The 15,859-nt window shown below is 72.5% G+C and carries 15 protein-coding genes and 1 pseudogene; 14 read left to right on the top strand and 2 right to left on the bottom strand.

Going from position 1 to position 15,859, the window contains the following annotated elements; all coding sequences use genetic code 11:
• The first annotated feature begins 88 nt into the window (after window positions 1-88).
• The 3 genes from DB033_RS10730 to DB033_RS10720 are packed head-to-tail and all read left to right on the top strand — an operon-like array spanning window position 89 to window position 1,735.
• Window positions 89-286 (top strand): hypothetical protein, encoded by a 198-nt coding sequence (locus DB033_RS10730; protein WP_111766663.1) that lies wholly within the window; start codon window positions 89-91, stop codon window positions 284-286.
• Between the two features lie 15 nt (window positions 287-301).
• Window positions 302-1,363: a hypothetical protein gene (locus tag DB033_RS10725; protein ID WP_111766662.1), complete on the top strand. Its 1,062-nt coding sequence runs from the start codon at window positions 302-304 to the stop codon at window positions 1,361-1,363.
• 57 nt (window positions 1,364-1,420) lie between these two features.
• A complete protein-coding gene (locus DB033_RS10720; protein ID WP_205843753.1) occupies window positions 1,421-1,735 on the top strand; it encodes a DUF2516 family protein in 315 nt (104 codons plus the stop codon).
• Between the two features lie 434 nt (window positions 1,736-2,169).
• On the opposite strand, the pseudogene DB033_RS21735 reads toward DB033_RS10720, so the two are convergent.
• Window positions 2,170-2,682, bottom strand: a pseudogene (locus DB033_RS21735) (inorganic diphosphatase); the annotation flags it as partial.
• Between the two features lie 264 nt (window positions 2,683-2,946).
• Between DB033_RS21735 and dacB the strand changes: the two are divergent.
• The 10 genes from dacB (at window position 2,947) to DB033_RS10665 (ending at window position 13,055) form a co-directional block, all read left to right on the top strand.
• A complete protein-coding gene (gene dacB / locus DB033_RS10710) occupies window positions 2,947-4,374 on the top strand; it encodes a D-alanyl-D-alanine carboxypeptidase/D-alanyl-D-alanine endopeptidase (protein WP_157970625.1) in 1,428 nt (475 codons plus the stop codon).
• A 25-nt stretch (window positions 4,375-4,399) separates the two neighbouring features.
• Window positions 4,400-5,479, top strand: a complete 1,080-nt coding sequence (locus tag DB033_RS10705) for a zinc-dependent metalloprotease (protein WP_111766660.1) — start codon at window positions 4,400-4,402, stop codon at window positions 5,477-5,479.
• The gene (tilS, locus tag DB033_RS10700; protein WP_205843752.1) at window positions 5,476-6,453 is read left to right on the top strand and encodes a tRNA lysidine(34) synthetase TilS; all 978 of its coding nucleotides are present in this window, start codon (window positions 5,476-5,478) and stop codon (window positions 6,451-6,453) included. Before DB033_RS10705 ends, tilS begins: the two co-directional genes overlap by 4 nt.
• Window positions 6,454-6,623: 170 nt before the next feature.
• Complete coding sequence (hpt, locus tag DB033_RS10695; protein ID WP_111767410.1) at window positions 6,624-7,202, top strand: hypoxanthine phosphoribosyltransferase; 579 nt, start codon at window positions 6,624-6,626, stop codon at window positions 7,200-7,202.
• A gap of 441 nt (window positions 7,203-7,643) precedes the next feature.
• The gene (gene ftsH, locus DB033_RS10690; RefSeq protein ID WP_111766659.1) at window positions 7,644-10,112 is read left to right on the top strand and encodes an ATP-dependent zinc metalloprotease FtsH; all 2,469 of its coding nucleotides are present in this window, start codon (window positions 7,644-7,646) and stop codon (window positions 10,110-10,112) included.
• Window positions 10,109-10,732: a GTP cyclohydrolase I FolE gene (folE, locus tag DB033_RS10685; protein ID WP_240615831.1), complete on the top strand. Its 624-nt coding sequence runs from the start codon at window positions 10,109-10,111 to the stop codon at window positions 10,730-10,732. The genes ftsH and folE overlap by 4 nt, the downstream gene beginning before the upstream one ends.
• Before the next feature lie 74 nt (window positions 10,733-10,806).
• Complete coding sequence (gene folP, locus DB033_RS10680; RefSeq protein WP_111767408.1) at window positions 10,807-11,628, top strand: dihydropteroate synthase; 822 nt, start codon at window positions 10,807-10,809, stop codon at window positions 11,626-11,628.
• The gene (gene folB / locus DB033_RS10675) at window positions 11,625-12,008 is read left to right on the top strand and encodes a dihydroneopterin aldolase (protein ID WP_111766658.1); all 384 of its coding nucleotides are present in this window, start codon (window positions 11,625-11,627) and stop codon (window positions 12,006-12,008) included. Before folP ends, folB begins: the two co-directional genes overlap by 4 nt.
• Window positions 12,005-12,493, top strand: coding sequence for a 2-amino-4-hydroxy-6-hydroxymethyldihydropteridine diphosphokinase (folK, locus tag DB033_RS10670; protein ID WP_111766657.1), 489 nt, complete (start codon window positions 12,005-12,007; stop codon window positions 12,491-12,493). The genes folB and folK overlap by 4 nt, the downstream gene beginning before the upstream one ends.
• Window positions 12,486-13,055 (top strand): DUF3180 domain-containing protein, encoded by a 570-nt coding sequence (locus DB033_RS10665; RefSeq protein ID WP_111766656.1) that lies wholly within the window; start codon window positions 12,486-12,488, stop codon window positions 13,053-13,055. Before folK ends, DB033_RS10665 begins: the two co-directional genes overlap by 8 nt.
• A 26-nt stretch (window positions 13,056-13,081) precedes the next feature.
• On the opposite strand, the gene DB033_RS10660 is transcribed toward DB033_RS10665, so the two are convergent.
• Complete coding sequence (locus tag DB033_RS10660) at window positions 13,082-13,975, bottom strand: 3-methyladenine DNA glycosylase (RefSeq protein WP_205843751.1); 894 nt, start codon at window positions 13,973-13,975, stop codon at window positions 13,082-13,084.
• 266 nt (window positions 13,976-14,241) lie between these two features.
• Between DB033_RS10660 and lysS the strand changes: the two genes are divergently transcribed.
• The gene (gene lysS, locus DB033_RS10655; RefSeq protein ID WP_111767406.1) at window positions 14,242-15,711 is read left to right on the top strand and encodes a lysine--tRNA ligase; all 1,470 of its coding nucleotides are present in this window, start codon (window positions 14,242-14,244) and stop codon (window positions 15,709-15,711) included.
• The last annotated feature ends 148 nt before the right edge of the window (window positions 15,712-15,859 follow it).

Here is a 15,859-nt window from a genome sequence, read left to right as displayed (position 1 = left end):
CGCCGACCATGACACCGGCCTCCGCACCTCGGCGTCCGGCCATGACACCGGCCACCGGACCACGGCGTCCGACCCGAGCACGCCGACCATGACCACCGGCCTCCGCACCTCGGCGTCCGGCCACGACACCGACCACCGGACCACGGCGCCCGACCCGGTCGCACCGTCCATGACCATCGGCCCCCGCACCACGGCGCCCGACCCGGTCGCACCGTCCATGACCATCGACACCCACACCGCGGCGTCCCTGACGCCGTCCCGCGTGCCCCGATCGGGCACCACCTGAGAAGGAGAGATCCCGATGTCGTTCCTCACCGACCTCCGCGGCATGAGCGAGGCCGCGGTCAACCAGCTCACCGACCGCTTCGGTGATTTGCCCCGCCCGCTGCTCGCGGCCATCGGCGCCGGCGACTTCGCCGTCGAGCGACTGGCCGAGCTGCGCGAGGCGCTGGCCGCCACCGTCGAGAAGCGGGCGATCGAGACCACCACGGAGGCGCGGGACTTCGCGACCGACCTCCCGCACCGGGTGCAGGAGGCCGCCACCGACGTGATGGAGTCGGTGCAGAAGGTCGCCGCCGACGTCCCGGCGCGCACCCAGCACCTCGTCGACCAGCTGCCGGGCCGGGTGGCCGAGATCCGTGAGTCGCTGTCGCCCGAGCAGCTCAAGGGCGCGGTGGACGGCTACGCCCAGCTCGCCGCGGTCATCTACGGCAGTCTGGCCGAGCGCGGGGACAAGAAGGTTGCCACCGTCGTCGCCACCACCGGACACGAGGCCGCCGCGGCCGAGCGGGCGGCTGCCGCGGCGACCAGGACTGCCACCAGCACGGCCCGGACCGTCGTGTCGTTCGCCGCCGACAGCGCAGGCAAGGCCGCCGCGAAGGCCGCGGACACCGCCGGTCGTGCCGCCGGCCGCACCTCCGAGACCGCACACCGAGCCGCGGAGACGGTGGGCCGGGTGGCCGGGCGGGCCGCCGACACCGCCGCCGGAGCGGCTGACACCGTGGCCGCCGTCGATCGCGACGCCTCGGTGGCCGAGGCCGCCGCCGCCCGGTCCGAGAAGGCCGCCGCCCGCCGCGCGGCCGCCGCCGCGGTCACGGCCGACGCGGTGGCCGACGCCTCGACGGAGACGGTGACCGCCGTCGTCGGCACCACCCCGCCGGTCGTGCGTCCCCGCGCCACCGCCCGCATCAAGGCCACCACCTCCGCACCCAAGCCGGCGCGGACCCGTAAGCCGACCGTCGTGCCGGCGGTCGATAAGCCGTCCGAGGGTCGTGCCACCAGAGCGGCCGGGGCGCCCCGGAAGGCCCCCGCGCCGTCCCCGCGGAGCGCCGGCCGCAGCGGTGGCGGGCCCGACGCCGGCTGACCGACGGGTCCGCCCGCCGGTGGTCCGGCGGCTCGCGGGTTTCCGTAGGCTGTGGGGGTGGAGATCGCAGCGTGGGTGATCAGGTGGGTGACCCAGGTCATCGAGATCGGTGGCGGGGTGCTGGGCGCGTTCGTACTCGTCGATGCGGTGATGCGTCGGTCCGACGCCTTCGTCGCCGCCGACCGGCAGACCAAGACCGTGTGGCTCGCCATCACGGCGGTGTCGGCCCTGCTGCTGGTGCTCTCGGCGTCCGGCAGCGGCTTCCTGTCCGCACCGAGCCTGTTGTGGTGCGCCGCCACCGTGGCGTCACTGGTGTACCTGGTCGACGTCCGCCCCAAGCTCAAGGACATCCAGCGCGGTACCCGCTGGTGACCGCGGCGCCCCGCCGACGGCCGGCCGAACCGGTCCCGACGGCGTCTGAACCCGGTTCCGACGGCGTCTGAACCCGGTCCCGGCAGCGACTGACCGGTCGCCCGCGGCGCCGGAGCGGTCCTGAGCACCACGGACCCGTTCACGGCCAGCCCCCGGTACGAGACAGACCCGCCGCACGACAGAGGCTCCCCGACCTGACGGTCGGGGAGCCTCTGTCGTGCGGCGGTCGGTCAGCCGCGCTCGAGCTTCGCGGCGATGGCCTGGTCGGCCTTCTCGGAGTCGGCGATGAACTGCTCCGCCAGCGCCTGGGCCTGCGCGTCGGTGGTCACCGAGTACGGCTTGTGCGAGGTCGGCTTCGGTGCCGCCGGCTTCTCCGGGGTGTGCGAGGCGCCGGGGGTCAACGGGTGGGCGTGCAGGTCGTCGGCCGCATCGCCGTGACCGTCGCCCGCCGCCGCCTCGGCGGCCAGCCGCTTCTTCTCCCGGTTGTAGGAGATGCGGATCTCGGTCTCGGCGTCGCCGCGACCGACCCACATCGCACCCTCGACGGACTTACCGGGCTCGAGGTCCTTGTAGACGCTGAAGAAGTGCTCGATCTCCAGCCGCCAGAACTCGTTCACGTCGCCGATGTCCTGCAGGTGGTTCTGGCGGGGGTCGTTCGCCGCCACACACAGCACCTTGTCGTCGGGACCCGCCTCGTCGGTCATCCGGAACATGCCGATCGCGCGGGCACGCACCAGACAGCCGGGGAAGGTCGGCTCGGCCAGCAGGACGAGTGCGTCCAGCGGGTCACCGTCCTGACCGAGGGTGTCGTCGATGAACCCGTAGTCCGCCGGATACTGGGTCGCGGTGAACAGCGTCCTGTCGAGCATGATCCGGCCGGTGTGGTGATCGATCTCGTACTTGTTCCGGCTGCCTTTGGGAATCTCGATGGTCACGTCAAAATCCACCACTGCCGCCTTTCGCTTGATTCCGTCGCAGATTATGTCAGTCCTCCGGGGCCGTCGCTCACCACTGCGGGTGTGACGAGGGCGCGAGCGACCGGGCGGCCGGTGGCGACGCCCACCGGTCCGGCATGAACGGAACTCTGCCACCGTTGCGCCAGACTCTAGGGTGGAATGCGGAACACGGACTGTGATCCTGTGCGTGGACGCCCGCTCCCGGAGCCGCGGACAGGTCCCGGACGTCACCCTCGTCAGAAGGAGCAGGCTGCTGTGGCCACGAAGTCCCGTCTGCCCCGCCAGGGGCTGGTGATCGGTCTGGTCGCGGTCCTCGTCGTCGTCCTGGGCGTCGTCGGCTTCCTGGTCCTGCGCCCCGGGGGCGCCGCCGACACCACCGCCGACGGCAGTGGTGCCGGGACCGGTGCGAACGCTGCGGGCGTGGTCGATCCGCCGGTGGCGATGCGGCCGTTGTCCATCGGCAGCCTGGACACCGCCGCACCGTCGCCCAGCCCGGCGGGTGTGTCGAGCGCGCTGGCCGGGGTGCTGGCCAGCCCGGCGGTCGCCAGCCTGAGCGGGTACGTGATCGACCCGGCGACGGGCACCGTGCTGTTCGACCAGAACTCGGCCGCACCCCAGTCCCCGGCGTCGACGATGAAGCTGATCACGGGGGCGGCGGTGCTGACCCACCTCGATCCGCAGAGCCGTCTCGTCACCAAGGTCGTCCAGGGGGACGAGCCCGGCACGGTCGTCTTCGTCGGCGGGGGCGACGTGACCCTGTCGGCCCGCGCCGTCGGCGACGACACGGTCTATCCCGGGGCGCCCACCGTGACCGAGCTCGCCGCCCAGGTCCTCGCCAAGGGCGTCCCCGTCACCAGGATCGTGCTGGACACCAGCGCCTGGTCGGGGTCCGACTTCGCCGACGGCTGGCTGACCAACGACATCAACGACCAGAACGGCCAGGGCTTCATCACCCGGATGTCGCCGCTGATGGTCGACGGTGACCGGCTCCGGCCGGCACTGGAGAACTCCGGTCGCACCGGCACCCCGGCGCTCACCGCGGGCAAGGCGTTGGCGCTGGCGCTGGGTGTGCCCGATGTGGAGATCGTCGAGGACGGACAGGCGCCGCAGGACGCCGAGGTCCTGGGCCAGGTGTCCTCTCAGCCCATCTCGGTGCTGCTGGCGCAGGCCCTGGAGAACTCCGACAACATCCTCGCCGAGGCGCTGGGCCGGGAGGTGGCCCGCGCCATGGGGGCCGCGCCTTCGTTTGAGGGGGTCGCCGCCGCCCTGCAGATCAACCTCGAGGACCTCGGCTTCGACACCACCGGCATCGTCATCGCCGACGCCTCGGGCCTGTCGGTCCTGGACAAGGTGCCGACGCGGTTGCTGGCACAGGTCCTGGCCGCATCGGTGACCTCCACCGGCGGCTTGCGGGACCTCACCGTCGGGCTTCCCATCGCGGGCGCGTCCGGCACGCTGGCCCCCCGGTTCAAGCCGAGCGACCCGGCGTCGGTCGGTGGCCGTGGCTGGGTCCGGGCCAAGACCGGATCGCTGGAATCGACCTACGCGCTGGCCGGGGTGGTCCTCGACGTCGACGGCCGGGTGCTGACGTTCGCCTTCGTGTCCAACGGGGTCAACAGCCAGACGACGCGACCGGCCCAGGACGCCCTGGCCACCGTGCTGCGCAACTGCGGCTGCGCATGACGGCGATCCCGGACGGCGCCCGCTGATGGCCGGCGCCACCGACATCGACTGGGACGCCGCGGTGGCGTTCGGTCGTCGGGCCGCACCGACCGGTCCGCGGATCGGCCGGATCGAGGCCGCCACCGCGGTCGCCGAGCTGCGGGCGTTCTCCCGCCGGGCCGAACTCGCGGTCCGCGGTGTCACCCACCTCGGGGACGGGCTGCCCGTCCTGGACGGAGTCGTGGTCGACCGGCCCGGCTGGATCGCCGCGACCGCGGAGGGGATGGCCGTGCTGACCGCACCCATCACCGCACGGTTCGCCGAGCAGCTCGCCCGCAGGGACGACAAGGACACCCGGAGCAGGGGCGGTGCCCACCGGGTCGCCGCCCCGAGCACCGTCGCCGCCGCCCCCGTCGGCACCGTGCTGGGCTTCCTCTCCGGCAAGGTGCTCGGCCAGTTCGATCCCTTCGTCGGGGACCCGGCGCACCCTGGCCGGCCCGGGCGGCTGCTGCTGGTCGCGCCGAACATCATCAAGGTCGAGCGCGAGCTGGGCGCGGACCCACAGGACTTCCGGATGTGGGTGTGCCTGCACGAGAGCACCCACCGGCTGCAGTTCTCCGCGGTGCCGTGGCTCCGCGACCACTTCCAGGGTCTCGTCGCCCGGTTCGCCGCCGAGGCCGATCTCGATCCGGCCGCGCTCGTCGACCGGCTCGCGGCGGTGATCCGCAGCCGCGGGAACGGCGGCGTCAGCTGGATCGAGGCCACCCAGACCGACGCGCAACGCGTGGTCTTCGACCAGCTCCTGGCCCTCATGACGCTGCTCGAGGGACACGCCGACCACGTGATGGACGCCGTCGGCCCGCAGGTGGTGCCCAGCGTCGCGCAGATCCGCGCCCGGTTCACCCGCCGTCGCGCCCGGGGCGGCGGACCCGTGGACCGGATCGTCCGGTCGCTGCTCGGGATGGACCTGAAGATGAAGCAGTACGTCCAGGGTGGGGCGTTCGTGCACGCCGTCGTGGAGCAGGTCGGCATGTTCGGTTTCAACGCGGTGTGGTCGTCGCCGGCGGCGCTGCCGACCCGCGCCGAGATCGCCGATCCGGCCGCCTGGATCGCCCGGGTCCTGTGACGGCACCCCCGCCGGCCGCGCCCGGGCCGGCGCTGCGCCGGATCACCCGGGCGGTCGGGCACTGGCTCGACGCCCACGCCGCCCGCGGCGCCCGCATCACCGTCGCCGTCTCCGGCGGCGCCGACTCCCTCGCCCTCGCCGCCGCCACTGTGGTCGAGGCCGTCCGGCAAGGGCACCCGGTGGCCGCCGCCACTGTCGACCACGGACTGCAGGCCGGGTCCGCCCGACAGGCCGCGCGCGTCGCCGACCAGCTCCGCGGTCTCGGCTTCCCGTCGATCACAGTGCTCCCCGTCCGGGTCGCCGGTAGCGGGGGGCCCGAGGCCGCCGCCCGGCGGGCCCGCTACGACGCGTTGTTCCCGCTGGCCGGCGACGGTGCGGTGCTCCTCGGGCACACGCTCGACGACCAGGCCGAGACGGTACTGCTCGGACTGTCGCGGGGGTCCGGGCCCCGGTCGATCGCCGGAATGGCGCCGTTCAACGCGCCCTGGGGACGGCCGCTGCTCGACCTGCGCCGGGCCGACACCGAGGCGGCGTGCGCCGAGGCCGGGCTGGAGGTCTGGCAGGACCCGCACAACGACGATCCCGCGTTCACCCGGGTGCGGCTGCGGCACGAAGTGCTGCCGCTGATGGAGGACGTCCTCGGTGGCGGCGTGGCCGCAGCGCTGGCCCGCACCGGGCGACAGCTGCAGGAGGACGCCGAGGTGCTCGACGGGCTCGCCGTCGACCTGGCCCGGCGCGCGCTGACCGGAGCGGCGCTGCGCCTGGACGAGCTGCAGCCGGCCCCCGCGGCGCTGCGCCGCCGGGCGATCCGCTGGTGGCTCATCGCCGCCGGGGTGTCCGGCCTGACCGCCGACCACCTGTCGCGGGTGGACCAGCTGGTGACCGACCCCGGTGGCGTGGCGGCCGTCCGGCTGCCCGGGCGGTGGGACGCCGTGGCCGACGGGAGCCTGCTGAAGCTGCGACCCGCCGCCTGACGCCGGGGCCTGCCGCCTGACGTTGCGGCCCGCGCCGGGGGTGCGGAGGCCTCCACCGGCGGCCACTAGTCTGGGTCCGGATCCGTACCGCGCTCGCGCTTGCTCGAAACACCCCTGGGAGACCCGTGTCCGGCCTTGACCACACCACCGTTCTGACCGCGTCCGACCGGATCGAGGGCGGGGACCCGGGCCGTCCGCACGGCTACGGCGGCGAGATCGAGGCCACTCTGATCACCGCCGAGCGCCTGCAGGCCAAGATCGCCGAGCTGGCCGCCGTGGTCGCGGCCGATCACACCGCCGACGAGCCGCCGCTGCTGATCTGCGTGCTCAAGGGAGCGGTCATGTTCGTCACCGACTTCGCGCAGGCGCTGCCCATCCCGGCCGAGCTGGAGTTCATGGCGGTGTCGTCGTATGGCTCGGCGACCTCCTCGTCGGGTGTGGTGCGGATCCTGAAGGACCTCGACAAGGACATCACGGGACGCCGGGTCATCATCGTCGAGGACATCATCGACTCCGGTCTGACCCTGTCGTGGCTGCTCAAGAACCTGCACACGCGCAACCCGGGTTCCATCGAGGTCGTCGCCCTGCTGCGCAAGCCCGAAGCGGTCAAGGTGGACGTCGACGTGCGCTACGTCGGCTTCGACATCCCCAACGAGTTCGTGGTCGGCTACGGCCTGGACTACGCCGAGCGCTACCGCGACCTGCCGTTCGTGGGGTTGCTCGACCCGAAGATGATCCGCAACGGCTGACCGCCCCGGGCCGCCGCCGGCCGGGCTGCCGCCGGCCGGGCCGGCGCCGCGTCGGCCACCGCGTCGGGCGCCCGCCGGCGGACGTCCGGCCGGCCTCCGGACGCCGTGGTGCCCGCCGGGAACGAAGCCGGCCCCGGATTCGTTCGACTGTCGGTGCCGATGAACGTCCGGCCCGCCGCCGCTCCCCGGTCGCCCGGGAAACCGGCGCCGACGGACGTTCGCGACGCCCCGATCAGGCGGAACGCAGTCGACCGCCGGTGTCGGGGCCGGCGGTAGTCTGGACCCCACCCGAGGACGTCGTCGACGTCGCCGGGGGATGCGGACGACCGACACGCTCCATCTGTGAACCACCCCCGTCCGGTGCACCGGGTCCGCCCCGCGTGCCGCCGGATTCGCCTTGAGAGTTCAGGAGGGTTAGGCCGCCCCGCGGCCGGACGCCATATGGATCGCAAAAAGTTGCTGCGCTCGCCGCTCGTGTGGGTCGCCGTCGTCCTTCTCGTCCTCGTCGGCTACTCGGTGCTGTCCGACGACACCCGTGGCTACACCCCGCAACCGACGTCGGTCGCCCTGCAGCAGCTGTCCAGCGGCAACGTGTCCAAGGCGGTCATCGACGACAAGGAGCAGCGGGTCCGGCTCACGCTGAACTCGCCGGTCGACGAGAGCACGCAGATCTACACGCAGTACCCGGCCGGTGCGACCGACCAGATCTTCCAGGCCGTGCAGGACGCCAAGCTGTCCGGCGGCTACGACACCCAGGTGTCCAGCGACTCGTCGATCTTCTCGTTCCTCATCTACCTGCTGCCGATCGCGATCATCATCATCTTCCTGATGTGGATGATGAACAACGCGCAGGGAGGCGGCAACAAGGTCATGGGCTTCGGCAAGTCCAAGGCCAAGCTGCTCACCAAGGACATGCCGTCCACGAAGTTCACCGACGTCGCCGGCGCCGACGAGGCCGTCGAGGAACTCAACGAGATCAAGGACTTCCTGCAGAACCCGGCCCGCTACCAGGCGCTCGGCGCGAAGATCCCCAAGGGTGTGCTGCTGTACGGCCCGCCCGGCACCGGCAAGACCCTGCTGGCGCGAGCCGTCGCCGGCGAGGCCGGGGTGCCGTTCTACACCATCTCCGGTTCCGACTTCGTCGAGATGTTCGTCGGCGTCGGCGCCAGCCGGGTCCGTGACCTGTTCGAACAGGCCAAGGCGAACGCACCGGCCATCATCTTCGTCGACGAGATCGACGCCGTCGGCCGGCACCGCGGTGCCGGCATGGGCGGCGGTCACGACGAGCGTGAGCAGACCCTCAACCAGCTCCTCGTCGAGATGGACGGCTTCGAGGCCAAGGGCGGCATCATCCTCATCGCCGCCACCAACCGCCCCGACATCCTCGATCCGGCGCTGCTGCGCCCCGGCCGCTTCGACCGTCAGATCCCGGTGGGCGCCCCCGATCTCAAGGGCCGCCAGGCCATCCTCGCGGTGCACGCCAAGGGCAAGCCGTTCGCGCCCGACGTCGACTTCGTGGGCCTGAGCAAGCGCACCGTCGGCATGAGCGGCGCCGACCTGGCCAACGTCATCAACGAGTCGGCGCTGCTGACCGCCCGCATCAACGGCACCGTCATCACCAACGCCGCGCTCGAGGAGTCCGTCGACCGGGTCACCAGTGGCCCGGCCCGCAAGGGCAAGGTCATCTCGGAGAAGGAACGCAAGATCACCGCCTACCACGAGGGCGGCCACACCCTGGCGGCCTGGGCGATGGAGGACCTCGAACCGGTCTACAAGGTGACGATCATGCCGCGCGGCCGCACCGGCGGGCACGCGCTGGTCGTCCCCGAGGACGACAAGGGCCTGATGACCCGCTCGGAGATGATCGCCCGGCTGGTGATGGCCATGGGCGGCCGCGCCGCAGAGGAGTTGGTCTTCGCGGAGCCGACCACCGGCGCCTCCAGCGACATCGCGATGGCGACCAAGGTGGCCCGCGCGATGGTCACCGAGTACGGCATGAGCGCCAAGCTCGGTGCGGTCAAGTACGGCACCGGCGACGACGAGCCGTTCCTCGGCCGGACCTACGGCAACACCCCGAACTACTCGCACGAGACCGCGGGGGAGATCGACGACGAGATCCGGGCGCTCATCGAGGCCGCGCACACCGAGGCGTGGGCGGTGCTCAACGAGAACCGCGACATCCTGGACGCGCTGGCCCTGGAGCTGCTGGAGAAGGAGACGCTGGACCGCAGCGATCTGGTCCGCATCTTCTCCGCCGTGGTCAAACGGCCCAAGATCACCTCGTTCGACGAGTTCGGCTCCCGCGTGCCCTCGGACCGGCCGCCGATCAAGACGCCGAAGGAGCTCGCGCTCGAGCGTGGCGAGGAGTGGCACCCGCCGGCCCCGTCGTTCGCGCGACCGCTGCAGAGCCCCAACGAGGGCGGCTACATCCTTCCCCCGGGTGAGCCGTCGCAGGTCGGGGCCGGGGTGAACGGCTACAACGGCAACGGATCGGCCAACGGCAACGGCCAGCACGGCAACGGCCAGCCCCCGCACGGGAGCTACCCGCAGAACGGCTCGCACCCGCACGGACAGCCGCCGGTGAACGGCCAGTACCCGCCGGCCGGGTACGGCCAGCAGCCCCAGTACCAGGTCCCAGGTCCGTTCCCGACGCCGCCGAACTGGACCGGCGGTGTCGTCTCGGGCCCGCTGGGTCCGCTCCCGCAGCGCGGCCCGGGCGGCACCGAGTCGGGCCGACCGGACCTGTCCAAGGAGGGCCGGCCGGCGAGCGGTCAGGCCTGGGGGCAGACCCCCGCGCAGGACGGTCGTCCGCAGTCCGGCAACGGCTGGGCCCAGGCCCCGCAGCCGCACGACGACCGGCCGTCGGACGCTCCCGACGACCCGTGGGCACCGCCGCGGGACCCGCGGTGACGGCACCCGACCGGCGGGCGGACAGCCTGCTGGACGGGGCCGCCGGGCACCCACCCTTCGACGAGGCGCGCGCCGTCGCCGCCATCCGTGAGCTGCTGTACGCCGTCGGTGAGGACCCCGACCGCGACGGCCTCGTCAGCACCCCCACCCGGGTCGCCCGGGCGTTCGCGGAGCAGTTCGCCGGTCTGCAGGGCAACCCGGACGCGGTGCTGGACACCGTGTTCGACGAGAACCACGCGGAGATGATCCTGGTCCGCGACATCGACTTCTACTCCACCTGCGAGCACCACCTGCTGCCGTTCTTCGGCAAGGCCCACGTCGGCTACATCCCCGGCCGGGACGGGCGGGTCACTGGGTTGTCGAAGCTCGCGCGGGTCGTCGAGGGCTACGCCCGGCGACCCCAGGTCCAGGAGCGGCTCACCACCCAGATCGCCGAGGCGCTGGTGCGCCGGCTGCAGCCGGCCGGGGTGATCGTGGTGCTCGAGGCCGAACACATGTGCATGGCCGTCCGCGGCGTCCGCAAAGCCGGTGCGGTGACCTCGACGTCCGCGGTCCGCGGCGTCTTCCAGACCTCACAGCCCACCAGGGCGGAGGCGATGGCCCTCATCGTCCGACGGTGACGGGCAGCCACACGGACGCGCCGGCGCCCACCCCGGCCCTGACCGCGCCGTCGACGTCCGGCCGGATCCGGGTCATGGGCATCCTCAACGTCACCCCCGACTCGTTCTCCGACGGCGGCCTGTTCGCGGCGACCGACGCCGCCATCGCGCACGGCGTGGCGCTCCGGGCGGCCGGGGCCGATCTCGTCGACGTCGGCGGCGAGTCGACCCGCCCGGGCGCCGCCCGGGTCGCACCCGACGTCGAGACGGCCCGGGTGCTGCCGGTCATCGAGGCCCTCAGCCGCGCCGGGGTGCCGTGTTCGGTCGACACCACCCGGGCGTCGGTCGCCGCCGCGGCCGTGGCCGCCGGTGCGGTGCTGGTCAACGACGTGTCCGGTGGTCTCGCCGACCCGGCGATGGCGTCCGTCGTCGCCGACACGGGGGCACCGTGGGTGCTGATGCACTGGCGGGCGCACAGCGCGACGATGACCGACCACGCCGTCTACGGCGACGTCGTCGCCGAAGTGCGCGACGAGCTGTCCGCCCGGGTCGACGCGGCCCTGGCCGCCGGCGTCGCCGCCGACAAGCTGCTGCTGGACCCCGGTCTGGGCTTCGCGAAGCGGGCGGAACACAACTGGGCCCTGCTGCGGCGCCTGCCCGACCTGCACAGCCTGGGGCTGCCGCTGCTCGTCGGGGCGTCCCGCAAGCGTTTCCTCCCGCCCAGCGGGCACCCGGCCGGATCCCCGGCCGATGTCCGGGCGCGGGACATCGCCACCGCGGCGGTGACCACCTCGGTCGCCGCCTCCGACGTCTGGGGGGTACGGGTGCACGACGTGGAGGGGAACCTGCAGGCGGCGGCGGTGGCCGCGGAGTTGCGCGGCGCCGCGCCGACCGACCGGCACGGAGCGCCGGCGTGACCGACCGGATCACGCTCACCGGGCTGGACGTCGTCGGTCACCACGGGGTCTTCGCCGTCGAGAAGGAGCAGGGACAGCATTTCGTCGTCGACATCACCACCTGGCTCGACCTGACGCCCGCCGCCCGCACCGACGACGTCGCCGACACCCTGCACTATGGCGAGCTGGCCGAGTACGCCGCGGGCGTCATCGCCGGTCCGCCCCGGGATCTCATCGAGACGGTCGCCGTCGAGATCGCCGAGGGGGTGCTCGGCCGCTGGCCCGTCACGGCCGTCGAGGTGACGCTGCACAAGCCGACCGCACCCATCCCGCTGACTTTCGCCGACGTGTCCGTGACCGTGCGCCGGACCGCGGCGCCGGGCGCCGGGAGCGCACCGTGACCCGCGCGGTGCTGAGCCTGGGGTCCAATCTCGGTGATCCCGCAGCGCAGCTGGCCGAAGCCGTGCACGCCCTGGGAGCGGTCGTGGTCGCCGCGTCCGCGGTGTGGTCGACCCCGCCGTGGGGTCCCGTCGCCCAGGACGACTTCCTCAACCGGACGGTCGTCGTCGACGATCCCGACCGCGACGCCCGCGGCTGGCTCGACGTGTGTCGCCGGCTCGAGACCGCCGCCGCCCGCGAGCGTCCGGTCCGCTGGGGCCCCCGCACGCTCGACGTCGACGTCATCGCCGTCTGGGCCGACGGTGTCCCGGTGACGAGCGACGACCCCGAGTTGGTGCTGCCGCATCCGCGGGCCGCGGAGCGGGCGTTCGTGTTGCTGCCGTGGCTGGAGATCGAGCCGGACGCCGTGCTGCCCGGCCACGGCGCCGTGGCCGGTCTGGTCGCGGCGTTGGACACCGGGGGACTCCGGAAGGTGACCGATGGCTGACGACGACCGCCGCCTCGGCTTCACCCGGGCCCGTGACCTGCTGGTGGTGGCGTGGATCGCGTTGGTGCTCGGCTACGTCGCCGTGCGCATCGCCTACGGTTCGCTGCCGGTGTTCCCCCGTTTCGCGGGTGTCTCGGCGGCGCTGCTCGGCGTCGGTGAGGTCGTCGCCGGATTCCACATCCGGGCGCGGCTGCGGGCCCGCCGCATCCCGCGCGGCGGTGCCGAGCATCCGCGCAGCAGCGTGTGGGGGGAGTTGAAGCCGCTGCCGCCGCTGGTGGGGGCCCGCTCGCTGATGGTCGCCAAGGCCAGCAGCCTGGCCGGTGCCGGCCTCGGCGGACTGTGGGCCGGTCTGCTCCTCTACACCGCACCGTTGGCGGGGTCGGTGACGGCCGCGGGACGTGACAGCCTCACCGCGGCCATCGGCATCGTCTGCGCGCTGGTCCTCACCGGCGGGGCGCTGTGGCTGGAACGCTGTTGCGTACAGCCCGACGACGACGACGACCGCGACGGACCCGGACCCGGGCGCGGCGGCCCGGGTGGATCGGGGCTCGGGGCCGCCTGAGCGGATCGGGCTCACCGGTCCGGCGGTCAGTCCAGCCGGGACAGGGCGGTCAGCAACTCGGCGCGCAGCACGGCGGCGCGGGCGGCGAACGCGCGCTGCCCGGCGACGTACTCCGCCTTGCCGGCGGCGGTCTCGATCGGTACCGGAACGTAGCCCAGGTCGCGCAGATCGTAGGGTGACGCCCGCATGTCGAGTTCCCGGACGTCGCGCGCCAACCGGAAGCAGGTCAGCACGAACTCCGACGACACCGCCGGCAGCATCTTGTACGCCCACTTGTACAGGTCCATCGAGGCGTGCAGGCACCCCGGCTGCTCCAGTCCGACGCGGCTGTCCACCGTCGGCTGCAGCAGGTTCAGTGGCCGCGCGGCGGGAGTGAAGAAGCGGAAGGCGTCGAAGTGGGTGCACCGCAGTTGCGCCCCGGCCACCACCTCGTCGGTACCGGCCTGTCCCAGCCGCAACGGCCACGCCGTGTGCCGGCGCCGGTCGTCGGTCTGCCGGTGGACCATCGCCCACTCGTGCAGACCGAAGCAGCCGAACTGCGGCGTCGCGGCCGCCGTCGCGGTGAGCAACGAGCGCACCAGGGACAGCGTCGCCCCCCGGTCGGCGCAGAACGCCGCCGGGTCGAGGGTGCTCACGCCGCCTGAGGTCCGGTAGAAGCGGGCGGCGGCGTGGTCGGGGGCATCGCGCAGGCCGACGCCCGCGCCGGGGTGCCAGTGCCGCAGCTGGCCTGGCTTCATCCGGTAGTAGGTGAAGAGAAAATCCTCGACGGGATGGGCCACCCCGGCGGCGCTGCGGGCGCGGGCGGCGGCGGTGATCTCGTCCACCCGGGCCCGGTGGCGCTCCTGCGCGTCCCGCCAGCGGGCCGGTTCCCACAGCTGGACCCCCGCGGCGTCGGTGTCGGGAGCGTCGGCGCGGGTCATGCCGACCATTGTGCCGTCGCCGCACCGGCCGGGACGTGCGTCCCCGGCCAGTAGAGTTCTCGCGTGTGACCGCGCCAGAACTGCCGAACCCGGACCCCGCAGCACCGAGCATTCCGGCCGGGACGCACGCCGCGCCGGTCGACGACCGGGCCACCGCCGCCGCACCGGCTGCGACGCCCCCCGCACCGGCCGTGACGCCCCCCGCACCCGCCGCCGCCGCCGCGCAGCGCGACGTCCCTGGCGAGGGTGACGACCTGCCGGAGCAGATGAAGATTCGGCGGGAGAAGCGGGAACGCCTCCTCGCCGCCGGTCGTGAGCCGTATCCGGTGGGTGTGGCGCGCACCCATTCGCTGGCCGAGATCCGCGCCAAGTACCCCGATCTCCCCGCCGACACCGAAACGGGTGAATGGGTGGGCGTGACCGGTCGGGTGCTGTTCCTCCGCAATACCGGCAAACTGTGTTTCGCCACGCTCCGCGAGGGTGGTGCGGGTGAATCGGGGTCCGAACTCCAGGTGATGATTTCCCTGGCCGGAGTCGGCGCGGACGAGCTCGCGGCCTGGAAGGCGTCGGTCGATCTCGGTGACCACGTATTCGTGCACGGTCAGGTCATCACCTCGCGGCGCGGGGAGTTGTCCGTGATGGCGGACCGGTGGTCCATCTCGGCGAAATCATTGCGGCCGCTGCCGGTGGCCCACCGGCCGATGTCGGAGGAAAGCCGGGTCCGGCAGCGCTACGTCGATCTGATCGTGCGGCCGGAGGCTCGGCGGACCGTCGAGTTGCGGTCGAAGGTCATGCGGTCGCTGCGCGAGACGTTCCACGCGCGGGATTACCTGGAGATCGAGACCCCGATGCTGCAGGTCATCCACGGCGGCGCGGCCGCCCGGCCATTCGTGACGCATCTCAACGCCATGGACATGGACGTCTACCTGCGCATCGCCCCGGAACTGTTCCTCAAGAGGGCCGTGGTCGGTGGTATCGACCGGGTGTTCGAGATCAATCGGAATTTCCGTAACGAAGGCGTCGACTCATCCCATTCGCCGGAATTCTCCTCCGTCGAGTCGTACGAGGCCTACTCGGATTACAACGGCATGGCCGAACTGGTGACGACGCTGATCCAGAACGCGGCGATGGCCGCCCTGGGCACGACGACCGCCGTCCACCCGGACGGCACCGAGATCGAGCTCGGCGGCACCTGGCGCGAGATCACGCTGTACGGCGCGCTCTCCGACGCCGCGGGTGAGGAGATCACCGCCCAGACCCCGATGGCGGACCTGGTGTCGTTGGCGGGACGGCTCGGCGTGGGCGTGGCGCCGCACTACGGGCCGGGCAAACTGGCCGAGGAATTGTTCGACCATCTCGTCGTGCCGAGCCTCGTACAACCCACCTACGTCCGCGATTTTCCGATCGACACCTCGCCGCTGACGCGTGCGCACCGCCGGACCCCGGGACTGGCCGAGAAGTGGGACCTCTACATCAACACCTACGAGACGGCCACCGCCTATTCCGAACTGGTGGATCCGGTGGTGCAGCGCGAGCGCTTCGTCGAGCAGGCCCGCTATGCCGGTCTCGGTGACGTCGAGGCGATGAAGCTGGACGAGGACTTCCTGCGGGCCATGGAGTACGGAATGCCGCCGTCGGGGGGTATGGGTATGGGGGTGGACCGGCTGATGATGGCCCTCACCGGGTCGGGCATCCGCGAAACCATTCTGTTTCCGTTCGTCCGGCCCGGCGAATAAGTCGCTCCGGGAACTCCGCCGTGGAGCCCGGCGTTGCCTCGGGGACGGCATTGTGTGATGCCGGTGGTCCCGGTCGTCGGTGAAACGCGTTGAGGATCAGCACGGCAGGTCGAAGCAATTGCCGGATTGACCTATGCTGGAAACACAA

The sequence above is a fragment of the Nakamurella deserti genome (assembly GCF_003260015.1).
Taxonomy (GTDB): Bacteria; Actinomycetota; Actinomycetes; order Mycobacteriales; family Nakamurellaceae; genus Nakamurella; species Nakamurella deserti.
Note: the sequence above shows the minus strand (reverse complement) of the source record. Positions and strands in the feature narration are given on the sequence as shown.